Below are 22,551 nucleotides of genomic sequence, written 5' to 3' on the forward strand. Positions count from 1 at the left end.
CATGTCTATCAACGCCACAAGCGATTGTCAACGGACCGCGACGGGCGGAGGAGGAGCCAGGACAATCGCTTGCTCTGCCGGAATCCAGCCAATCACGTCCGTTGTTGTTTGAATTTGCAGCCATTGATTTCGTTGCTCCAGTACGCGTACCTGCTGGCCGCTGGCCTGTTCCATGGTTGTTACAACAGCAAATTGATCATCATCTCCACTGCGCAACACAACCTCATCGACCACCAATATCGCCGTGGCGTGCCCTTTTCCCTGCCGAATGGCAGTCGCCCAAATAGCAACCGCCGGTAGCAAAATAAACAATGGCAGCAAGGCCCATCGCAAGACGGCAAAACGAATGCCGCTGGCGCGCACGATCAATAAGCCCCAAAAACTAAGTGATGCGATTCCCATGATCCACAGCAGCACGGTGGGACCAAGCAGCGCAACGGTGCCTCGCGACACATAATGCAACAGCTCTGACGCTTGATCGCTAAAGCTAGCAACAGCACCTTGAGATGAGGCTGCGGTGGGAACCGCCGGTAATGCTTGACGGGCAAGTTGAAGATTTCCCCAAGCGTCACGATCTCCCGGATCGATCCGCAGCGCTAATTCATAATGAGCGATCGCACGAGCCGTTTGCCCCGCTTGCAACTCGGCGTTGGCTAGGTTGCGATAAAGGTCTGAATTAAAAATTTCTTGATCGACTAACCATTGATATTTAGCAGTCGCTTTGGCAAAAGCAACACTCGCCTCCGCTTGATCGCCCGCCGCCTGGGCCGCCAAACCATTGCGGTACAGTACGGTTGCCTCGGCCAGCACTAATTCTTGTTGAGTGCGTTGTTCGTTCGCTGGCAAAGGCTCCGTCGCCAGAGTCGACGCAGGCACCCCGCTCAAGAGAAGGCACAACAGCATGCCGGCCACCAGCCGCTGATAGTTGCGAAGCGACTTTTGTGCCGCGCGGATGGTATCGAGATGTGCCTCGGCCGCTTGTTTGACCGCCTGAAAATCTTGCTGCGGCTCACCCATCGCGGCCACCCGTTCGACTCGGCTGGCCCATGCCTCCAGTTCGGCGGCCAAAGCATATAAACCGGCCAACCTGACACCACCAATACCGCGGTTCAAATATGCTTGAGCCAGCTGCAGATCCTCCTCAACCAACTCACCGGGCAACTTACTCTCTTCGATCGCATTCCTCGCATTCACCCCCTTACTGCCGGGAAACGAACGAATCAACAATTCGCCCATCGCGGTCAACAACTGGCCGCTATGCTCGGCATTTTGAAACTTGCTAACTGCCAACCGATGAGCAGGTTGCAAACGGGTCGACCAGCGCAGCAAGCTCACACAACCGCGCAGCAATAATGTGAACAGGAACAAAGCGGGCGGACCGACCACAAGTGTCATCCATACCGCTTGCTGCTGACCCACGGGACTCTGCTGCGTTAACACATCGGTGGAGGCCTCGTTGGTAAACTCGGGTTGTATTGGGCTGGCTGCTTCGCCGGCTGCCGCAGCGGGCAGATCCGACTTGTTTGGACTGGCCGAAACAATGTCAGTGAATTGCAATGATTCCGCCTCGGAGACGGCGATCGCAATGGCTTCGGTGGTCACCGTTTCAAACGTTTGCGATTCGGGATCAAAAAAGGTAAAGGGAATCTCTGGTATCTCGGGAACACCCGCCCGTCGCGGCCGAATCGTTGTGGAAAAGTATTTCACTCCATCTCGAACAAAGCCAGCCAAGGGTTCAGCCGGGACCTTAAAATCGGCCGTTAACTTGTCCAATTCGGCGAGCGGGGGTGCTTGCACCAACTGCAGCGGTCCACTCCCTTGGATCGCGAAACTAAGATTGATGGGGTCACCCGCCGCAACCGCTAACGGGCTGGCTTGGGCGCGGATTGAGTAGCGTCCGACGGCGCCTCGATAATCAGCCGGTCGACCAGTCGTCGGAATGGGCAAAACCTCCGTGGCGGCAAAGCTAACTACCGCAGATATCGGTCGCGCTTGAGAGACTCGCAAACCGCGAGCAAACAGATCACGCGACTCACTCAACTCCGTCGGATAATTCACAACGATGCGAGTGCGTTCTGATGAGATCTGGCCCACACGAGTTGGATAGATGGTGGCGGTCACCTCATATAAATAATACTCCTGCTCCGCCTCTTCATTCCCTCCTTCCGTAGCAGTCTCTCCTTCCGTAGCAGTAGCTCGCATCACCTTCTTCACGCTGGGACCGCGACGTTGATTAGCCAGTTCCTGCAGTCGTTCCCCAAAAACACCCCACTCCGTTTGATCGGAAATCATTTGCCACATGTCGCTGGCGGAGATCTTTAAATTCCGCTGTGAATCCTCAAAAGGCTTTAACCATATTTGTAGAGTCAGCTCCAGCGGTTGGCCCACAAAAACCTGCTGAGGATCTGAAACCACATCCACGAACAACAAGTCTCCCGTCTCGCTCTTCTTGATCGAAAAGCTGATCGCAGGCATGGTCACCGGCTCGTTGTCGACCATGAATTTCAGCTCGGGCCACTGAATTTCCCCCACTCTCGTCGGTATCAATAGATATCGCAAAACAACTTCTCGCGACTGCGTGCGACGACCATTGATAATCGTGATACGCGAACTTTGCGAGACCGGACCAGCCGCTTCGATCTTCAATCCATCAATGGTTGGCATTTCCGGAGTTTGATAATCACTAGCGCCCTTGATTGTGATTTCCATCACGATCGGCATATCGACATAGCCTTCGCGAGCCGAGACTCGCAGATCCACGTCGGCCGCACATAGTGGCGCAGCGGAAATGGCCAGCATGCCCAACAGCCAAAGCAACGCCAGCCGAGCGAAACCAGCTTTTGGACCCATCACGTTTGCATCACCTGAGGAGTAATCCTGCACAACTTCACCAATCTCGCTGGACGGGAACACGACGCGCTCGCTCTCGCTGTTCTTTTAACAACCGTCTCAGCAGATCCCGATCGCGAACTGACTGCAGCATCTTCAAAGCTTCTTCGCGGGTCATTATCCCAGTCACAGGTTTGCCTTGCGGATCGCCGCTGGGGTCAGCCGAAGACGCGTCGGCGTTGGCCGCACTCAACTCTCCGTCGGTTGAGGGTGGTTGACCGGTCTCGCCAGCTTGGCCAGCCGCCGGAGTGGTATCCTCCGCATCGTCGCCCTCCTCACCGCCAGCTTGATTACCGGCGGCGTTATCAGCCTGTTCTTCCGGCTGAGTGCCCTGCTCACTGCCAGATTGCTCACTGCCAGATTGCTCCGCTGCGTCCTCTGACTGAGATCCGTCATTTTCTGACTGAGATCCGTCATCATTTGATTGAGATCGTTCATCCTCAGCAGGGGACGATTCGTCGCCAGCTTGCGATTGCTGATCCTGCTGATCGGAACTTGGCTCTTGCTCTTGTTGCTCTTGTTGTTGCTGCTGCTCTTGCTGCTGTTGGTCGGATTGCTCGTCATTTAATTGTTGCAGCAAGCGGGCAGCCAGTTCGATATTGGCTCTCGCATCGACGAGTTCTCGATCACCACGCAGCGCCCCACGATAATGCTCGATGGCGTCGCTCAAAAGTTTTTCGGCGGTTGTTTTCTCAGCCGCTTCGACAGCCGCCAGGGCCTGGGCGTAGAGGCTGTTACCCAGGTTGTATCGGCTTTGAGCAGCCAGCTGTCGATCTGCCGAACTGGCACTTTCGCGAAAAGCTTCCGCGGCTAGGGCGTAATTCTGTTGTCGATAGTGGGCAATTCCTTGGTTATACAGCCACGTTGGCCGCAATGACTTTGGCGGATTCACTGCATCGTAAGCAGCAATCGCTTCGGCAACTTGTTCTTGACGCAACAACTCGTTGGCAGCGTTAATCTGCCTCGCGGGATTCGCCACGACCTGACCAGCCGCCGGCAGATTATTTTGCGATAATGGGCTGGATTCCGGAGCAGTGTTAGGAGCTTGTGCGTAGGCCGGAGTGGTGCAGCCACCCAGCCAGCATCCACAGCATAAAATCATCGCCACGCGGACGCTCTTCCGCACCCTGTTAGTCAGCAGAAATTCAACACCAAAGCAGAGCAGGGCGGGGAGGGCAAACCATTGAAAACGGGGCGTAAAAGCGTTAATCCTAGCGGTTTGAAATTCGGTCTGCTCGACGCTACCGATGTAACCTTGGTAAACACCTTGCATGTCGACACGTTTCGTTCCAGCTGGAATGTAGGCACCACCAGTTGAGGTGGCAATCTCGCTCAAGATTTGACCATTCAATTTTGACCACACTGTCTGCCCCTCATGTTGCACATAGATGGGTGTCGGCTCGGAACGTTGGTCACCGGCCGGAATCCGCGCACCTTGCTCTAGATCACCCAAGCCGATCGCGAAGATGCGAATGCCTTGCTCCTCAAATGCGGTGCGGGCCGCTCCCAACGGATCGCTCTCCTGGTCCTCACCATCGGTAAAAATCACCATCGCTTTGTGGTCATTTGTTTTTTCCATAAAACCTTCGCTGCCCACGCGAATTGCCTCGCCTAGTTTGGATCCACCTCGCAAGACAGAGACGGGATTGACTGTATCGAGTGTTTGCACAAAGTCGTCGTAATGGCTGGTCAAGGGCACCACTTGTTTTGCATCGCCAGCAAAAACAACCAAGCCAATGCGATCGCCAACCATCTCATCAATCAGATCACGAATTTGTTGTTTCGCGCGAGTTAACCGATTCGGTGCCACATCTTCGGCCAACATGCTGCGCGACACGTCGAGTAAAAACATCACCTCGATTCCCTTCTGCGGCACCTCCCGCCAGCTTTTGCCGTAACGGATATCGGCCAACGCCAAGGCGAGCAAGGCCAGCCCGCCGGCCGACAACCAAGGTGCGAACCGGAGTCGCCAGCTACCGGCCCGCCAGCCCAAGCCTTCCAGCGACTCGGCGGTGGCAAATCGTTTGGCGGCGGCTCGCCGGCAAAGGTGCGCATAGAGAGCCAATCCCAGCGCCAACACGGCGGCTAGGAGCAACAGCAAATATGCGCGGTTGCCAATTTCCCATTCCATATTTTAACCAGGTTAAACTTCCAACTTTGCTAGCGAACTTTAACTGCCAGGATTAAGTTGCCGAAGCCAAGTGTGTTGGAGGACAATTCGCAAGCAGAGCAATCCGAAAGCCCACATCAGAATCGGTGGAAGCTCGGCAAATCGCGTCTTGATCGATTGCACAGCCAGTTCGCGGTAATCAACGTAATAGTTTGCTTCGACTTCCACTTTTTCAAGTCCGTCAATCTCCTCGTAGATCCGTTCCAACGATTTCGTATCGGTGGCTCGGAAGTAGCGACCGCCGGTGAGCTCGGCGATCTCACGCAGCGTGTCCTCATCGATGTTAACTTGCATCATTTGCGTCACGATGCGACCACTGAAGGGGTCGCGGCGGGGAACCGGTGCCTCGCCCTTCGTTCCCACGCCGATGGTGTAGATCTTAATTCCCATCGTTTCTGCGAGCTCTGCCGCGGGGAGTGGTTCCAGCTCCCCGGCGGTATTCTCCCCATCGGTCAGCAGGATGATCACCTTGCTGGGCATCGGCGTTTCCCGCCGCGAATCCAAAGCGTTTAATTTCTCCACAGCCAGCGCCACCGCATCGCCGATTGCCGTTCCATCCTCGCGACGGCTGTCGACTATCTCCGCCTCGTTCAAGCGGCGTATCAAGAATTTATGATCCAAAGTCAACGGAGTTAAACTGTCAGCATAGCCGGCGAACGAAATCAGGCCGATCAAATCGCTGATCCGGCCCTCCAGTGGGCCACTCCCTTCGACAAATTTGGCCGCCACATATTTGATTGCCGTCAACCGATCGACCGGCGATCCATCAATATCAAAATCCATCGCCAACATGCTGCTGCTGCGGTCCACGACCAGGGCAATTGCAATTCCCTCATCATTGGTGATGGTCTGTTGGCGACCTTCACGGGGCCTCGCCAAGCCAATGATCAACAACGTTAAGGATAACAGCGTCAAAACCGGCGGCAACCACAACATGCGTTGCCGCAGCGATGGTGGAATCGCGGCGGCGGTCCGCAGCGTGCTGAATCGCAACGCATCAGCCGGTTTTCGCCGCCACAGTCGCCAAGCAAACCAGGGAATAAACAATAACAACAACAGATACCAGGGTGAATAAAACATGGTTAACTTCGCTCCCTCGCTGGTGTTCGCTGTTGATCTGCTCGTTCCGCTTGCTCTAGCAACTTTTCCGCTTGAGCAAACAAGTCACCCTGGCGAGCTGGTGAAACAGGTTGGCCGGCGAACTTTACCGCATCAATCTCCGCTAAGAACTTCTCCCAAGCATCACAGCCAGCAGTATCCAGTTGCGGTTGTTTCCGCAATGCGGCGAGCATTTCCTGACTGGTCATGGTGACCGAAATATCAGCAAATTGCAGCGCTAAAAATTGCCGCAACATGGCGGCGGTTTGCAACAACGTGGCTTGCGAGTCGCCTCCTTCCGCAACATGCTCAGTCCGCAATTGCACCAGCCGTTGCTTGGCCCATTGATAGGGGGTCTGAGCGTGATAGCGGCGGAGCAGCCACAACGAACCGGCAGCGGCCAGAAAACTAATCACCACCGCGCCGCCCGCCCACACCAAGATTCTGCCGGCCGACCAAGCACTCGCGTTGTCGTCCTCGGCGGGCAGATCGACAACCGGTTGCAGATCGCGAAAGCTATCGGGTTGATCCTGTTCGTCCAACACGCTTTGTACGCGCACGATCAGGGGATGTGAGAACAGCGGCACGACCTGGCTTGGTGAATCCCCTTGGCTGGCGACAATCTCCAGCGACGGTAGCGTGAATTCTCCAGAGAGAAAATGTTCCAACGTAATCGTGCGCGTCCAGCTGCGGCCTCCGGAGCCAGTGGGAAGGTCAAAAGCGTCTTCTTGGTCAATGACTTGAAACACGCCGAAGCTATTATCGAGTGGCGGGAACGCGCAAGAAGAACCTGCCGGGCCAACCACCGTAATTCGGACTTCAAAAGGCTCCGCGACTAAGACGTTCCCCGCTGACAATTGAGTGATAATTTCAAAGCCGCCCACTTGGCTCGACTGCTGCGGCGGCGCTGCCCAGACAACTGGCAGCGTGATCATTAAGGCCACGAGACAACAGCAAGCACGAAGACTCCCCCCCATCAACGTCCCTCCCGAGCATGCAGGTAGCGACGCAACGGTTCGACAAAATCTTGACCACAAGAAAGTGTTAATGTTTCCAACCGCAGCCGCCTGAGCATGGCATCCCGTTCGGCGGCCGCCTTCGTGGCAAGTGCGGCGTAAAGCTGACGGCTGCGCCGACTGCTGGTGTCAATCGTCAGCACCTCTCCCGTCTCAGCATCTTGCAAACGAACCAATCCCACATTGGGCATTTCGCGTTCCCGTGGGTCGCTGATCACGATCGGGATAATATCATGCCTGCGACTGGCGATGCGCAACGGTTTTTCAAAGTTAGCTGCTTGGAAATCGCTGATCAGAAACACGACGGCGCGACGTTTTGTCGTGCGATTAAGATGCTCCAAGGCGGCGGCCAAGTCTGTGCCCTGTCCCGCCGGCTGGCAATACAGCAACTCGCGAATCATCCTCAGCACGTGCCGGGAACCTTTTCCGGCCGGGATATGTTTTTCAATGGCATCGGTAAACAACGTGAGTGCGACTTGATCGTTATTCTTAATCGCAGAAAAAGCGATGGTGGCGCCGATCTCAGCGACCAGATCACGCTTGCTCGTTTGCTGGGTTCCGAACATTTGCGAACCGCTGAGATCAACCAACAAAGAAACCGCAAGTTCGCGTTCCTCGCGAAACAGTTTGATATAAGGTTGGTCGGATCGGGCGGTTACGTTCCAATCGATCGCGCGAACATCATCCCCGATTTGATAGGGGCGAACTTCTTCAAATTCGATACCACGTCCTTTGAAGGCAGAATGCCAACTACCAGCCAGCAATTCATCGACACGATGGGAAGTCCGGATTTGCACACGGCGAATTTTCCGCAGAATCTCACTGGGGATCGTCATGGCGTGGGGATGTGATTGAGAATTTCGCGGACAATCGATTCGCTGGTTCGTTCCTCGGCCTCGGCTTCGTAGCTGATGATCACGCGGTGCCGCAGGACATCGAGGGCGATATTTTTAATGTCTTGGGGGGTCACGAAACCGCGTCCGTCGAGGAACGCGCAGGCCCGGCTGGCCAGTGCCAAATTGATCGTGGCTCGAGGCGAGGCACCAAACTGGATCAATTCGGCCAACCGCAATCCATACGCGGCCGGATTGCGGGTCGCCAACACGAGATCGACAATGTAGTCCTCCAATGACGGCACCAAGTGCACTTGATCGACCAACTTGCGAGCCGCCAAAATTTCGGCTGGCGAGGTGACCGCTTCGATTTGGAATCGCAGTTGCGTTTTCCCCATTCGCCGCAAGATTTCCAGCTCTTCCTTGCGGGTTGGATAATTGACGATCGTCTTAAGCATGAAGCGATCGGTCTGGGCTTCGGGTAATTGATAGGTTCCCTCTTGTTCGACCGGGTTTTGGGTGGCCATTACTAGAAACGGCTCGTCCAGTTGATACGTTTCTGCGCCGATCGTGACTTGGCGTTCCTGCATCGCTTCGAGCAGCGCGCTTTGCACTTTGGCCGGTGCGCGATTGATCTCATCGGCCAAAATCAGGTTGGAGAAAATCGGTCCTTTCTGAACCACAAAGGTTTGATCTTGCGGCCGATAGACTTGGGTACCGATCAAATCGGCGGGTAACAAGTCAGGAGTGAATTGCAGACGCTGGAAGCCGGTATCGATGGCCTTTGCCAAACTGGCGACGGCCGTCGTTTTTGCCAGCCCGGGAACTCCTTCGATTAACAAGTGGCCTCCCGTCAGCAGAGCCACCAACATCCGGTGCGTAAGTTGCTCTTGCCCGACCAACACTTGATCGACCTGCTCAATGATCCGCCGCATGGGCTTGCTGGCCTCGGCGATTGCTTGAGCAATTTCGTTGGGTGGGGAGACAACATCACCAGACTGCTCATATGTCATGAACGACTTCTCCGCAAACTATACGTGGGGAAAGAATTTTGCCAAAGTGCTGGGCTGCGGTTTGGGCGTGATTAAGGAAACGACCAACATCGTCAATGTGGAACTGACCATCATCACCGCCACCGGCATCAGTTGATACGATTGTTCGCCGATCGGCACTTGTAAGATAAACTTGCTCAAGCCACCATCTTCGGGTGCGATTTGCAAACCGTGATAAAAGAGTACACCCCAACTGATGATGGCCGCGAAGATACCACTGATCGCGCCGGCAGCCGTCAAGCCACGCCAATAGAGTGCGGCCACGACAATCGGAAACAGCGCGCTAAAGCCGCTGAAACACCAGACCCCCAAAGCAAAAACGCTGCGCACGTTGCCGAGACTTAGCAGATAAGTAATGACGACAATGGCGACAATAAACAGACGCGTGAAGACGACTTGCTTCGCGTCACTGACACGATCCTTACCCAAATAGTGCGTCACGACATCGTTGCTGAAGATCGTTCCTAGGCAGAGGAATTGACTGTCGAGGCTGGACATGATCGCCGCCAAGATCCCGGCCGCGAGGAAGCCACCAAGGATCTGGCCGGTTTGCGTCTTGACTAAGAAGGGCAGGATCGCGTTCGGGTTGTCGGGCAGTGGTGGACCGGCGGGGCGCAAACTGGGGTCTGCCCAGACACCTACGGCCCAGACGCCGACGAGCACGCAAGGAACCCAGACAATCATGATGAACAGAGGGTGACAAACCACAGCCAATTTGAAACTGTTTGCGCTGCGGGCGGTCATCCAGTGTTGAAATAAGTGAGGAAACATACCGACCGACAATGGAATCAACAGATAGCTGGCAAACTTCGTCTTACTCATCTCAATGCGAGTTGCCTTATCCTCGGGAATTACGCTACCCAACAGTTTAAGGTTCTCCAAAAAGCCATCTTGCTTGCCAAGCTTTTGAGCGATCACGTAAAACGTCACGACCCCCAAGATCATGAAGACGAGCGTTTGAAAGGTGTTTGCCCAAGTGGTTCCCCGCATGCCACCGAAAAACACGTAAGCGAGCACCACTAAGCAGACCACCATGGAGCCGAGCCAAGGAGGCACGCCACCGTGGACGGCCAGGTCGGGCTGGAGGGTTTCTTTATCCAAGACTTGAAACCAACTCCATTCGGGAGCTAGTCCTGCCGTCAGCGCCTGGATCACGGTGCCGCTGCTGATCACCCCGATCAATAAGTAGGGGATCACCAAGCCGACCAAGATGGGAAATAACAACAAACCGACAAAGTTGCTATCCAGCCGATCGCGAAAAAATTCAATCTGAGTGGTGTATCCATTGAGTCGGGCGAGCGACCAAACCTTGACGCCGATGAGAAAGAAGCAGAGGGAGTGCACGATCCCGCTGCTGCTGGCCAACATCCCGTACACGCCAATCCCTTCGCGAAAGGCTTCGCCACTGCTGCCTACCAGCGCGAAGGCTGTCATCGTGGTGCCGAACATGCTCATCAGCAGCAGGAACGGCCCGATAGAATGACTGGCAACTTGGTAATCGGACTTGGTGCCGCTGAATAAGCGGCTGGAGAATAACCCCAAACTGACCAGGGCGATCAGGTAGCAGATGATGATGATCAATTGAGGCACGCCAGGGTTCATTGCGAGGCCTCCTCTGAATTTTGCTCAATTTTCACTTGCGCGATTGTGTGGGCGATCGTCTCCACCGGCCAGGCTATGCGAGTGGCAATAAACCAGACGAGGGCTGCAGCAAGTGAGATGCAGGCGTGGTAGAAGAGTCCGATCGGCAAGAAACCGAACACCAGCGTGCCGTCTTCCCAAAACCAGTTATCCTGGTGCAGGACCAACAACAAGAGAACCAGCAGGGCAATCACCCATTTCCCGTTCCCGCTGGTCGTGGAGGAAGGGTTGGAACTGATATCGGTCATGGAAATTGAGTCGCGAAATTGAGTCACGGTGGCGGGCGTCGGAAACAAAGACGGAGTAAGTGCCCCCCGGTGGTGCGTCCGGAGGTGTAACCAGAGATGCGATTGTGCGGCTTGCGCCAGTTGTCGCCCCTGGAGGCCCAATAGTGTAACCAACAATCAATCGACTGGGCAGCGATCGCTATCGGTGCCGATAAAGGGAATTATTCTTAAGCTGCCGACGGTAGCCTTCATTCTTTGCAGTAATTCATTTCGAAACGGAAATTATCGTGCCAACCTGGGAAGCCTGGTTCGCTTTGGCGGTTGCAATCGCGTTGCTGGTTGGTTTAGCAATGCGATTGGCCTCCACTGATTTGCTGGCAATGGGTTGCTTGGCGGTGCTGATGATCGTCAGCGATTTGAGTGGCAGCCCGCTGCTCCCGCAGGTTTCGAGTTTGGTAGTCGGCTTTGGCAACCCGGCGCTCGTCACGGTGGGGCTGCTGTTCGTGGTTGTCGCCGGACTGGAGTTAACGGGTGGCACCGACTTAGCCACTAGCTGGTTGCTGAAAAAGCCGCGTGGCCTGTTTGACGCCCAGCTGCGGTTGTTGCCCCCCGTCGCGGCGCTGAGTGCGTTTTTGAACAACACGCCGATCGTGGCGGCAATGTTGCCGGTGGTTACTGACTTAAGTAAACGCACGGAAATTTCAGCGGCAAAGTTCTTCATGCCACTGTCGTACGCGGCGATCTTAGGAGGCATGTGCACGACCCTGGGGACGAGCACCAACTTGCTCGTCAATAGTAAAATTGCGGCCGCTGGTGGGCAACCACTTTCCTTTTTCGAGCCCGGATTGGTTGGTTTGCCAGCTTCCCTGCTCGGCCTGGCTTATCTGTTGATTGCCAGCCGTTTTTTGCTGCCCGACCGGCGACCAGCGGTCAGTCCGCAGGACGATCCGCACAAGTATACGCTGGAGATGGTCGTCACCCCTGGCGGACCGCTCGTCGGCCAGCGAATCGAGGATGCCGGTCTGCGGCATTTGCCGGGGCTATTTTTGGCGGAACTGCAACGCGACGGTGAAAGTTTACCCGCGGTGTCTCCCAGCGAACGATTGCAGGGGGGCGATTTGTTGCTGTTCGTCGGCCAATTGGAATCGGTCGTCGATCTGCAAAAAACGCGTGGGCTCAGCAGCGGGGATGGACAAGCTCGCAAGTTAAATGTGCCCGCCTGGCATCGCCAATTAGTCGAAGCGGTTGTTTCCAGCCGCTGTCCAATGGTGGGCAAATCAATTCGCGAAGCACGTTTTCGCACCTATTACGGGGCAGCCGTGCTAGCGGTCGCGCGAGGGCGGAAACGTATTTCCGGCAAGATTGGGGATGTGGTTCTCGAAGTGGGCGACGTATTGCTGCTGGAAGCCACTCCGCAGTTCGTTCGCAATCGCAGGCGGAGCGGTGATTTCTTTTTGGTCAGCACACTGGAACAGGCATCGGTCCGCCGTCCCGAACGGGTTTGGATTGGGTTGGTGATCTTGGTCGCCATGGTGGGACTGGCCGCCGTACAGTTAATCAGCATCTTGACCGCGGCGTTACTGGGCGCCTTGGCGATGGTGGGGACGAGGTGCTGCACGATGACCGAAGCGCGACGCAGCATCGATTGGTCAATTTTGTTGGTGATCGGTGCGGCGCTGGGGATCGGGGCTGCGCTCGACACCAGTGGCGCGGCCCGCGCGATTGCGGAAGGGCTGCTGGCGCTGGCCGGCGACAACAAACTGCTAGCCATCGCGGCTGTCTATCTGGCCACGATGATTTGCACGGAAATGATCACGAACAACGCGGCGGCCGTGCTGATGTTCCCAATCGGATGGCAAGCGGCGATTTCCCTGGATGCGAATCCGATTGCCTTCTCCGTGGCAGTAATGATGGCTGCTTCGGCGGGTTTTTCCACCCCCTTCGGTTACCAAACGAATTTGATGGTTTACGGGCCAGGTGGTTACCGCATGAGCGACTTTGCCCGGTTGGGGATCCCCCTCAATCTACTGGTCTTTGCGGTCTCGATGGCAATTATTCCCTGGGTTTGGGGCCTGTGATTGAGGATCGCTCACGAATCTGTCACTGAAAACAAAGGCTGATGATCAGTCTAGTGAACCAGTAATTGCGGGCGGTCTGCCTGCGGGTATTGACCACACCAGGCAAGCGGTGGCATCAAGTTCATTAACCATTTTTTGCAATTCTTCCAGCAGGGGGCTGGATATGCTATTGTATATGCTAAAGTACGGGCGTACAGTTCCAGTTGTTTCCACTTTCTGGAGGGTTTATCATGCCTCGCAAGGCTCGGTCGGTCGTCTATGATCCCACTCAGCACGGCGTCTACCACTGTTTCAACCGTACCACTCGCAGAAGTTATCTCCACGGCGTCGATCCGCTCACCGGCGTCGACCACTCACACCGCAGAGAGTGGTTTCGTGCGCGGATGAAGTTTCTTATTGAAGAATTTTGTTTAGACTTGCTTTCGTACGCTATTATGCCAAATCATTGGCACTGCGTGATCAGGAATCGACCCGACTTGGTCGAGCAGCTTTCCGATCGCCAAGTCGCCATCCGCTGGCTGTCGATCACCTCGAGGAAACCGAATCGAGGGAATAAAGGGGGGAAAGTTCGGGAGTGTGAAATCGATGCGATTCTCAGCGAGCCCAAGTTTGTTGAAGAACTCAGGGTGCGGCTTTCCGACATCTCTTGGTTCGTCAAGCTGATGTGTCAGACCGTGGCTCGCAAGTGCAACATCGAAGACGAGTGTACAGGTCACTTCTTCGAGGAACGTTTTAAGCTGAATGCGCTCAAGGAGCAAGAGCACGTGTTGGCCTGCATGGCTTACGTTGATCTCAATCCGCTGAAAGCTCACCTTGTCGATTCGCTCGACGATCCCAACGCCATGGTTTCGATTCGCGAGCGGCTGGAGACGCTTGATGGGAGCCCAGTGGATTCGTCGGATTGGCTTTCGCCGATTGAATTGTTTGGGGAAGCGGACGGTTTGCAGGTGGCGGTCGTTAACGATCTGACGCTGGAGGAAGTGCAGGAGCGTCGCCGGCAGATGGAAGAGGACCTGGGTTGTTTGCCGATGACTTTCGCTTCTTACGTGAATTTGTTGTGGCAATTGGCGATCCAGGCGCGACCCAATTTGCAAAGCCATCCAGCGTTAACTGCGGAGCAGATGCGTGAGGTTTGTTGGCGGAGTGGCCAGCCGATTGATGTGGATGGATTGCGGGAGCAGATCAAAGAATTGCGGCGACGGAGCAACGCCGACTTGGGTGGTCACGCGTTGATCGCCAGCATGAAATTTATGGCGGGCAACACGCCGTCGCAGAAAGACCGAGCTGTCGCGGAACCGCTAGCCCCCAAATAGTTTGGCAGTCGACCTCGGCTGATAGCAAATCGCACTGAGCATCCGGCGAAAAAAAGGAATTAGTCGTCGGTTGGGGCTGAAGGTACGCGCCGAGCGGGAAAAAAAATTCCGGAAAAACGGTGCAAAATTGCCCACCCTCATCCAATCTGCCGCCGCCCAGGACGGCCGCCAGCGCAAAATTCCCGCCACCGGCCCCGCGCAAGCAGATTTAGCGGGACCTGTCCCCGCGCGCTTGGTGCAGCAGCGAGACCTGTCCCTGTTCCAACACGCGCGCTCGGTGCAGCAGCGGGACCTGTCCCTGTTCCAACGCCATCCAGCGTTAACTGCGGAGCAGATGCGCGAGTTTTGTTGGCGGAGTGGCCAACCGATTGATGTGGATGGATTGCGGGAGCAGATCAAGGAGTTGCGGCGGCGGAGCAACGCCGACTTGGGTGGTCACGCGTTGATCGCCAGCATGAAGTTCTTTGCCCGCAACACGCCATCGCGGAAAGATCGCGTCGGCGGGGAACCGCTGGTCCCGAAATAGCTCGCCAGCCGATCTCGGCAAGCGCCTAAACCTCACCGAACATCCGGCGAAAAAAAATTTAACGCCGGTTAGCGCTGAAGGTGCGCACCGAGCGGCATAAATTGAGCGAAAACGACGTAAAATTGCCGACAACCACCCATTTTTCCCGAGCCAAGAACCGCCACCGGCCTCGAATTCCCCCTGCCGGCCCCGCTCCAGCAAAATCAGCGGGACCTGTCCTTGATCATGTCGTTGTGAATCGCGCCGAGAAACTGATCTCGGGGGGCACGCACCGCAGCTTCCTCAGGTGTGTACCGGCGTCGGTCATTCGCACTGCCGTGAATGGTTTCAACAGATAATGAAGTTTCTCAGCCAATCCGAACTCGTCGCGGAATTGCGTGGACGGTTCTCGGATATCTCGTGGTCTGTGAGACTGAGGTGCCAGGCCTTGTGCCGCCGATGCAACATTAAGGACGAGTGCACGGGCCGGTTCTTCGAGTATCGATAAGTGGCAGGACGAGGCGGACGTGCTGGGCCGACCGTGTCAGGCCCGAACCAATGGTTAGGATCCCAATTCACAGCCACAACTGCTTGCCGCTTCATTTCTTGCCTTCCAAGCTCTTGATTTCATTATTTTGTGGCAATACATTAACACATGGCAATCTATTGCCACATGCGGAGCTTGGGCTTCCAGCCCGCTAATATCGACTCATTTCTGAGATGGCCAATGGGTAAGAAAACAAGTCAAACTGTGTCGCTCGGGGCACGCGAACGGCAGCTCATGGATGTGATCTATGCCCTTGAGGAAGCGTCCGTGGGAGATGTCCGGCAACGACTGGTGGATCCTCCCAGCTACTCCGCTGTGCGGACCATGATCCGCTTACTGGAAAGTAAAGGATTGCTAAGCCATCGCCAAGAAGGGACCAAGTATGTCTATCGCCCAACGCAGTCCAAGGAATCGGCTAGTAAACGGGCACTGAAACACTTAATCACTACTTTCTTCAATGGGTCTGCAAGTGATGCGGTCGCTGCACTGCTGGACGCCGAAAAGTTGACCGACGCAAATCTTGCCGAACTTGAATCGTTAATTAAACAAGCTCGCCGGGAGGGACGCTAAGTGATCATTCAAGATCTCTATCTTCCAGCAGCCACGCTGCTGGATATCTCGCTGAAAGCCGCCTGCGTGATCCTCTTGACGATCGCTTTCGATTGGTTCTGCCGTGATCGCTCGGCGGCATTGCGGCATTGGCTCTGGTTGACCAGTTTGCTGGCATTGTTGCTGTTGCCCGTGATGACTTGGATGCTGCCGAGTTATCAAGTCGCGATCTTGCCGACAGCTTGGAGCAAGATGGTTGCCACTGCTAACGCAGCTTTAATCGAGAATACAGCAGGTGACCTCGGAGCTTCGGGCGGCAGAAAAGTTTTTGATGATCGTTTCGGCGAGCAAGACAATTCTCGACGACAGAGGGTCTCTGCGAGTATCACCCACGCTGGGGACACTTCCCCGGCAACTTCACGGAAGGACTCAGGCAGTGCTGCAAACGACAGCAATCGCACGATGATTACAACCACCAGGTTAAAAGGCATAGGCAACGCTTACGAGGCAATAGCCTGGGTCGGATTGGGTGGAACAACGCTGATGCTGGTCTGCCTATTTGCTGGTGTGCTCCGCTGTTACCAATATGGACGCAGAGCAGTTCCCGTCGAAGATTTGGACTTGCAAACTTGGCTGCGGCAACAGTGCCTGCAGTTGGGTATCAAGCGGCGTGTGGGACTGCGGCAAATCGAAATTAAGATCATCCCGATGACCTGGGGGATTTGCCGCCCCGTGATTCTCTTGCCCGCCGTGACGTTGCGAAGCTGGAGCGACCAGCAGCTCCGCAGCGTCTTGTTGCATGAACTTGCTCATGTCAAACGCCAAGACGTCTTGACGCAAATACTTGCACGAGTCGCACTGAGTCTCTACTGGTTCCATCCTCTCGTTTGGTACGGTTACCGTCGCTTGCGTTGCGAACGCGAACTGGCCTGTGACGACAGAGTGCTGCTGTCCGGCCATCGCCCCAGCGACTATGCGCAACAACTACTCAACATCGCTCGTGACTTTCGTTTCGCCTCGAACACCGTATCGGTTGGGATGGCACATCGCTCAGGTCTGGAACAACGTGTTCGCGCGATCCTCAATCAAGCTCGTTCTCGTCATCCACTGTCTCCACGTTCTTTGGGAGTGACTGTTACCATGTTTACGATTCTTGCTATTTTTGTCTCCATACCAACGCTAAGTGCTGTATCAACGCTCGGTCCGCAAGCTGGACTGGTTGCCACTGCACGAGATTCGATCGACCTCATTAACACTGCTGCCAATGAACTTGCGGGAACAATTGTTGATGAGGAGGGCAACCCGCTCGCCGACGTGTCGGTCGATGTGTGGTCGTGGTATCCAGGACATGAAACAGTGACCGATGTCAACGGCCGCTTCCGTCTCCGCTTCGATCAGCTTGAGCGCCCGGATCAGAAAGTGGAGGTTTGTTTCCGTAAAGAGGGCTTCAGTCCTCATTACAACGCCCAGCAGGAGCTGGGGAGAAAGGATTTCAAAGTCACGCTAAACAAACGCACATTGATTGAAGGTGTGGTCCAGGACGCGGCTGGCAAACCCGTTCCCAACGTTGAAGTTCGCGGTGAGCACGGCCCCCATCAAGCAGACGGCGTCATGATTGGTTTTGTCGTCGATTCCACAACCACCGACGCTCAAGGGCACTACCGTCTGTATGTTCACCCTGAGTCCTATCGCATCCTTGCTCGCAGCAGTGACGGGCAGGTTGCGCGGGTTGACAACCTGCAGGTCGCGAAGAATGAAGCTAAGCAGTTGAATCTTGACCTGCAACCGGGAGTTCGTTTTGTCGCTAAAGTTCTTGACAGCGTTACGAAGGAACCCTTTGCCGGGCTTGTCCTCTGGCACTTTATGCATCCGGGATCCATCGGGACTTCGGATGCTAACGGCGAACTCGTTATCAACGGATTGTCTCCCGGTGATTTTAAATTCAATGTTGGAGAAGGAGACCCGCAGCAGTTTGGCCCGTTCGCTGGATACTTGCCACGAACGATCGGTCGTTGGTGGTCCCCGGCGGCGAAACATCCCTATGAACGTGAGTCGATAGTCGACGGACAGTTTCAGCGGAATCTCGATGATCTGACTTTCGATCTCAACGTGAACATGGAAGCGATTACGATCTTTGTCGAACCAGGAGTGATCTTCAAAGGCCGAGTGATTGCCCCCAATGGCGATCCTGTGGAAGGTGCCACCGTGGCTCCAGCAAAAACAGGGAGCGGCAATTCATTGACAGGTGACACTCGTTTCAGTGTCAAGACCGATGCCAACGGTCAATTCACTTCTGTGATGCCGGCTGGGAAGGGCGTTCAGTATAACTTGGTCGCTCATGACGGCGAGTACCGGCAATGGCGAACATGGGCCAACGGAGTTACATCAGCTTTCGATTCTCAACCAGGAGAATTGATTGATAATATTACCATCCAGTTGACTCCTCCAGCGACCGTTCGAGGTAAGGTGGTCGCGACAGACGGGCAATCTCTTGCTGGTCGTGAAGTCCGTGCTCACGCCGAGGATCTTCTAGAGAACCGCTATTATGATCCGACGACTCGGGTCGCCGAAGATGGCACATTTGAGTTAAAGTTTATTCGACCCGGTGTACACCACATCCAGGTGGAGCCCTTCTACCTGAACGCTGCTGAAGCCCCGCCCGGCTCAACGATGCTCCTTGATTTGCAACCGGGAGAAGTTAAGCAAGGAGTCGAATTGAAGTTGCCAGCAACCAGTGGTTAGCCCTTCGAAATCAACGGGCCTGCCCCCGCGATCCCCCTAATCAACCCCGTCCTGGCTTACTGCTTGATGCCAAACGCACTTAACGCACCGGACATTTCTACCAGAGGCAATACAAAGCGTATCTAAATTGGTAATAATGGGTTTGTCAAATGACGATATTTTTCACATGATTAACTTTTCTTGCAAGCTGCTCACGTTCTGAAGCGATAGAAACGAACTGGCCTAGCTTTCGTGGGATTGGTCTTCAGTGCCGTCCGGAGTAATGATTTTTTGTGTTCCCGAATAGCTTGATTTCAATCCCCCAGGCTATCAATAAGATGGTTAATTTCGTCATCGTCGAGCACCTGGCAAACCTCATCCAGCATTTTGCGAAAATGCAACTTGCTTTCGTAACCAAGCATAAAGCCAATGTTCCCTGTCGGTCCATAACTATCAACCAGCATTTGTCCATCCGCATCGTAGAACGCAAAAAATGGCACTTGTGACCGTCACCGGATGGTTGGCAACCCCCTTTCCATCTTCATCGATAAGCCGCCCAGTCACATATCCAGTGGGCAGCAGGCTCAAATCAAAAGGTTGAGAAAAGTCAGTTATTAACGCCGAGCCAGCGTATTTTCCGTCCGCATTTATGGCAAAACAGCCCACGGCAGTCGCTTTGGTCGCTACCTCAAAACTACCCGCTTCGTCTGCTTACGGAGTAAACTCATCGCCAATTTGTCCATCAACAGCTTGAACTTTGATGGTCACCGTTCCAAAGTCGACAGCACCATCCTGGGGACCAATAAGATGACCAGCCACTTCGCTGCTGACAATATTTTCTTGATGGAGCTCAGCGAGATTTTCTTTCCCTGGGTTGACAGTAATTTCCGCCTCCGACCGCCAGTTCGAACTGTACACAGACGCCTTTATTGGTCCACGCGGTACGAATCCAACCGCCAAGCCATATCTGTTGGTTATCACCCAAGTATCTCGAGCAGCATTTCCATTTCTTCGCTTTCCGTCTTCAAACCAAGAGACTGAAATCGGAGACCATAGTGAAGGAGCGGGACCTATCCCTGTTCAGTTTTGGTTGAATTGTTACGGCATTGATTTTTAGCTCCGGTGAAAGGGGCGCGGTCAACTTGTTGCGAATTTTGGAGAGACCTTCTGATAGTGACCGCAACAGCTTGTGGCCCTGTTCTCAGCACTGCGATACTACTCTAAAACGTGGGTGTTTCCATTCATTAATGAGTTCTCTGCCATGATCAAATCTCGCCCGAAAGGAAGCGTCCGCTACGACAATCGCGGACGCGTTGTCATCGTCACCGGGGGCGCCGGAGGGATTGGCCGCGAGATCTGTCGCGCTTACGTCGATTCAGGTGCCCATGTCGTTTGTGCCGATGTCGACGATTCGGGTGAAATCCTGCCGCCAGAGGTGCAGTGCTATCGCTGCGATACATCGGTCGAGGCCGATTGCCAGCGCACTGTTGCCAAGACGTTCGAAGCGTTCGGGGCGGTCGATGTCTTGGTTAACAATGCGGCAATTCAGCCTTCGGAATCGTATCGGCCAATCGACCAGTTGGCCACCGAGATCTGGGATCGCATGGTCGCGATCAATTTCTCTGGCTATACCTTCATGGCCAAATACGCACTGCGCGTAATGCGAGAACAGGGCAGTGGTGTGATCATCAACATGTCCAGCGGGCAAGCTCATCGCACGGCCCGAGAAGTGGGCGTGTACGGTCCGATCAAGTCGGCCAACGTAATGCAGGCGAGACAGTGGGGCATCGAATATGCTCGCGACGGGATTCGCGTCGTTTCCATCTCGCCCGGTGCGATTGATACGCCGATGGTTCGCGCCACTCTCCAGGCTCAAGGTGGCGGTGCGGCATTGGCCAACCGCCATCCGGTCGGCCGCATCGGCAAACCAGAAGAAGTGGCCCAAGCGGTTCTGTGGCTCAGCAGCAGCGATGCGTCCTTCGTGACGGCAACCGATTTGGAAGTCGACGGCGGACTCGGCGCCTTCGGTGCCTTCGCCGAACCGTATCCCATGCCATCGAACCAAGAACGGGAGCCGTAGGCGTTATTCCACGCCACCGCGCCCTGTCGCGCACAGGAAAAGGTTGCAGGGCGCGGAAAACGATGCGGGAGCTAGCATGTAGCTGCCAGTTGTGATCCCGCCGGGACAAGCCGGCATAGAATTCTGGCCCGAGTCCATCGGACGCTGACCAACCTGGCGGAGAGCTTTGCTGGCGTCAGACGCAGGATTTCGACTTGTTTTGCATGGCGACTCTTTTGGAATTATTTTCATTGGCGGCTTTCGGCCTTTAAATGTGATTTGGCGTCAGGCAGTAAGCTGGAACAATACGACCAATCCTCGCGCCCTAGCAGCAAGTAGACACACCAGACAACTAATCCGCCCTCTCCTCAAAACCGAACACAAAGCCTGACCCTGGCGAAGCCTTCTGCGGTTTGCTTGCCACGATATTTTCCCATAGCCATTTCAAGGACCACCCCAGAGGCCAATGCAAACATGACCACCATCCTGGCGATCGGCTGCCCGCATCCTTCCGCCTGTCCCTGTTGCTGAGGATACTCCGCCTGGTTCGCTTGAGTGTCTTCCATGGTGACAGTGGTTCCGTCAGCAGTTACCACTCGATGACCGTTCCAACGCCAAGCTCCTGGCGTTGAAGCCTCGATTTCGCGACCACTTTGGGTGACGAGTCGCTGCATCGAATCCTCGTCGAGTTTGTCTCGCGCGATGCAGTAGGCTCCTGTTTTTGCTGAACATGCTGGTAGCCCACTGGCAACACGGTATACAATCAAACGAGCAACGGCGGAAACGCAGCCGTGGTCAATGCTCATTACTTGGGAGAGAAACACCCACAACGTGACCATCGTGTTGTAAATTCGCGCCGAATCCAAAACGGCACTTGCATCACCGAACACTGACTAGATAGTCTTGCTGGAAATGAGCGATGCAAAAAAGAGATCACCGGAACAACGGGCCTGCTCGACGCGAGCGCGTAGCGAGTTGAAGTTAGGACAAGACACGAGACGCTTCCTTGCGATGAGAGTTCGGGGGTTGAGATACCCAAACTAATCGCAAGTGAAGCGTCTTGCTGTCAACCCTGCTTAACCCCTTGCCACGCTACAACTTACGCCGATTAAGTGCCATTCAAGCCTGACCCTGGCGAAGCCTTCCGCTGACCCTGGCGAAGCCTTCCGATCTGCAGTCTTGCGGTTGCTGATGACAACCGGGCTAGCAATGGTTTAAACTGATGTGGCACGCAAATCATGGCGGCTTCCTTGCCCAGGGACGTAAGTGTGGTAACTCACGATTTTGGTGCGAGGAAGCCGTTTTTGCCTATATCGATTTCCCGATACAAATGCCTGCGGAAACGGAAAAAGTCGAGCTTAGGTCCCTTATACTTCGGCTGCAAAACTCGATACTGGGCGTGTGGCTAACACTTACCCAGGCGGGCTCTACCCCCGCTTGTCAATCAGACCTTGCCAGCCCGCACGTGCATCGCTTGGTTCGTCCGCCTCTCCTCATTCTGCAAGGTAATTGCTAAAATCACTTGCAGCCAATGACCGAAGTGAACCATCAGCGAACAAAACTCTTCCACCGCTCGTTCGCGATGAACGCTCGTATGCCAAAATGCGGTCTTGTGCGTCTGGGGCTTGGCAGTCGACATTCCAAATTATCACGTAGTCGCTTTCTCGCACGCGGTTTAGCAATACGAGATCGGCTTCCAGCCCATCGTGATCAGCCAATGTAAGAATCTCTTCCCAATTTGCCGGAGGCCGTTTCCAAATTTGTTGATAGTTGAAGTACGTCATTCCAAAGAATTTAGTTGCTTCATCCAGGGCATCCTGTTTTGAATTACAGCCCGAAAACAAAGCGACTGC

18 protein-coding genes are annotated in these 22,551 nt (G+C 54.8%); 6 read left to right on the forward strand and 12 right to left on the reverse strand.

Annotated elements, in window-relative coordinates; all coding sequences use genetic code 11:
• Positions 1–27: 27 nt before the first annotated feature.
• The 8 genes from SH139x_RS28125 to SH139x_RS28160 are packed head-to-tail and all read right to left on the reverse strand — an operon-like array spanning position 28 to position 10,947.
• Positions 28–2,850 carry a BatD family protein gene (locus SH139x_RS28125; protein ID WP_488356114.1) on the reverse strand — a complete coding sequence of 941 codons (2,823 nt, stop codon included), beginning with the start codon at positions 2,848–2,850 and terminating at the stop codon, positions 28–30.
• Positions 2,851–2,887: 37 nt separating this feature from the next.
• Complete coding sequence (locus SH139x_RS28130) at positions 2,888–5,020, reverse strand: vWA domain-containing protein (RefSeq protein WP_488353036.1); 2,133 nt, start codon at positions 5,018–5,020, stop codon at positions 2,888–2,890.
• A gap of 39 nt (positions 5,021–5,059) precedes the next feature.
• Positions 5,060–6,139, reverse strand: coding sequence for a vWA domain-containing protein (locus tag SH139x_RS28135; protein ID WP_488353037.1), 1,080 nt, complete (start codon positions 6,137–6,139; stop codon positions 5,060–5,062).
• 2 nt (positions 6,140–6,141) lie between these two features.
• Positions 6,142–7,134 (reverse strand): DUF4381 domain-containing protein, encoded by a 993-nt coding sequence (locus tag SH139x_RS28140; protein WP_488353038.1) that lies wholly within the window; start codon positions 7,132–7,134, stop codon positions 6,142–6,144.
• Complete coding sequence (locus SH139x_RS28145) at positions 7,134–8,009, reverse strand: DUF58 domain-containing protein (protein ID WP_488353039.1); 876 nt, start codon at positions 8,007–8,009, stop codon at positions 7,134–7,136. The genes SH139x_RS28140 and SH139x_RS28145 overlap by 1 nt, the downstream gene beginning before the upstream one ends.
• Positions 8,006–9,019: an AAA family ATPase gene (locus SH139x_RS28150; protein WP_488353040.1), complete on the reverse strand. Its 1,014-nt coding sequence runs from the start codon at positions 9,017–9,019 to the stop codon at positions 8,006–8,008. The genes SH139x_RS28145 and SH139x_RS28150 overlap by 4 nt, the downstream gene beginning before the upstream one ends.
• An 18-nt stretch (positions 9,020–9,037) precedes the next feature.
• The gene (locus SH139x_RS28155) at positions 9,038–10,660 is read right to left on the reverse strand and encodes a sodium:solute symporter family protein (protein WP_488353041.1); all 1,623 of its coding nucleotides are present in this window, start codon (positions 10,658–10,660) and stop codon (positions 9,038–9,040) included.
• On the reverse strand, positions 10,657–10,947 hold the full coding sequence (locus SH139x_RS28160; RefSeq protein WP_488353042.1) for a DUF3311 domain-containing protein: 291 nt from the start codon (positions 10,945–10,947) through the stop codon (positions 10,657–10,659). The genes SH139x_RS28155 and SH139x_RS28160 overlap by 4 nt, the downstream gene beginning before the upstream one ends.
• 266 nt (positions 10,948–11,213) lie before the next feature.
• Here SH139x_RS28160 and SH139x_RS28165 point away from each other — a divergent pair, with 266 nt between their 5' ends.
• The 5 genes from SH139x_RS28165 to SH139x_RS28185 all read left to right on the forward strand — a co-directional run bounded on the left by SH139x_RS28165 (position 11,214) and on the right by SH139x_RS28185 (position 18,660).
• Positions 11,214–13,004, forward strand: a complete 1,791-nt coding sequence (locus SH139x_RS28165; RefSeq protein ID WP_488353043.1) for an SLC13 family permease — start codon at positions 11,214–11,216, stop codon at positions 13,002–13,004.
• A gap of 230 nt (positions 13,005–13,234) precedes the next feature.
• Positions 13,235–14,317 carry a transposase gene (locus SH139x_RS28170; RefSeq protein WP_488353044.1) on the forward strand — a complete coding sequence of 361 codons (1,083 nt, stop codon included), beginning with the start codon at positions 13,235–13,237 and terminating at the stop codon, positions 14,315–14,317.
• 127 nt (positions 14,318–14,444) lie between these two features.
• A complete protein-coding gene (locus SH139x_RS28175; protein ID WP_488353045.1) occupies positions 14,445–14,843 on the forward strand; it encodes a hypothetical protein in 399 nt (132 codons plus the stop codon).
• A 706-nt stretch (positions 14,844–15,549) separates the two neighbouring features.
• Positions 15,550–15,939, forward strand: a complete 390-nt coding sequence (locus SH139x_RS28180; protein ID WP_488353046.1) for a BlaI/MecI/CopY family transcriptional regulator — start codon at positions 15,550–15,552, stop codon at positions 15,937–15,939.
• Positions 15,940–18,660: a M56 family metallopeptidase gene (locus SH139x_RS28185; RefSeq protein ID WP_488353047.1), complete on the forward strand. Its 2,721-nt coding sequence runs from the start codon at positions 15,940–15,942 to the stop codon at positions 18,658–18,660.
• Between the two features lie 293 nt (positions 18,661–18,953).
• Here SH139x_RS28185 and SH139x_RS28190 read toward each other — a convergent pair whose 3' ends face one another.
• Positions 18,954–19,139, reverse strand: a complete 186-nt coding sequence (locus SH139x_RS28190) for a hypothetical protein (protein ID WP_488353048.1) — start codon at positions 19,137–19,139, stop codon at positions 18,954–18,956.
• Positions 19,140–19,350: 211 nt separating this feature from the next.
• A complete protein-coding gene (locus SH139x_RS28195) occupies positions 19,351–19,557 on the reverse strand; it encodes a hypothetical protein (RefSeq protein WP_488353049.1) in 207 nt (68 codons plus the stop codon).
• 343 nt (positions 19,558–19,900) lie between these two features.
• Between SH139x_RS28195 and SH139x_RS28200 the strand changes: the two genes are divergently transcribed.
• Positions 19,901–20,719: an SDR family NAD(P)-dependent oxidoreductase gene (locus tag SH139x_RS28200; protein ID WP_488353050.1), complete on the forward strand. Its 819-nt coding sequence runs from the start codon at positions 19,901–19,903 to the stop codon at positions 20,717–20,719.
• A gap of 347 nt (positions 20,720–21,066) precedes the next feature.
• On the opposite strand, the gene SH139x_RS28205 is transcribed toward SH139x_RS28200, so the two are convergent.
• A complete protein-coding gene (locus SH139x_RS28205) occupies positions 21,067–21,588 on the reverse strand; it encodes a transposase (protein ID WP_488353051.1) in 522 nt (173 codons plus the stop codon).
• Positions 21,589–22,142: 554 nt separating this feature from the next.
• Positions 22,143–22,337, reverse strand: coding sequence for a hypothetical protein (locus tag SH139x_RS28210; RefSeq protein WP_488353052.1), 195 nt, complete (start codon positions 22,335–22,337; stop codon positions 22,143–22,145).
• Positions 22,338–22,551: the final 214 nt, after the last annotated feature.

Origin of the sequence: Kothea flammea (assembly GCF_052161645.1) — a bacterium.
GTDB lineage: Bacteria > Planctomycetota > Planctomycetia > Pirellulales > Pirellulaceae > Laterigemmans.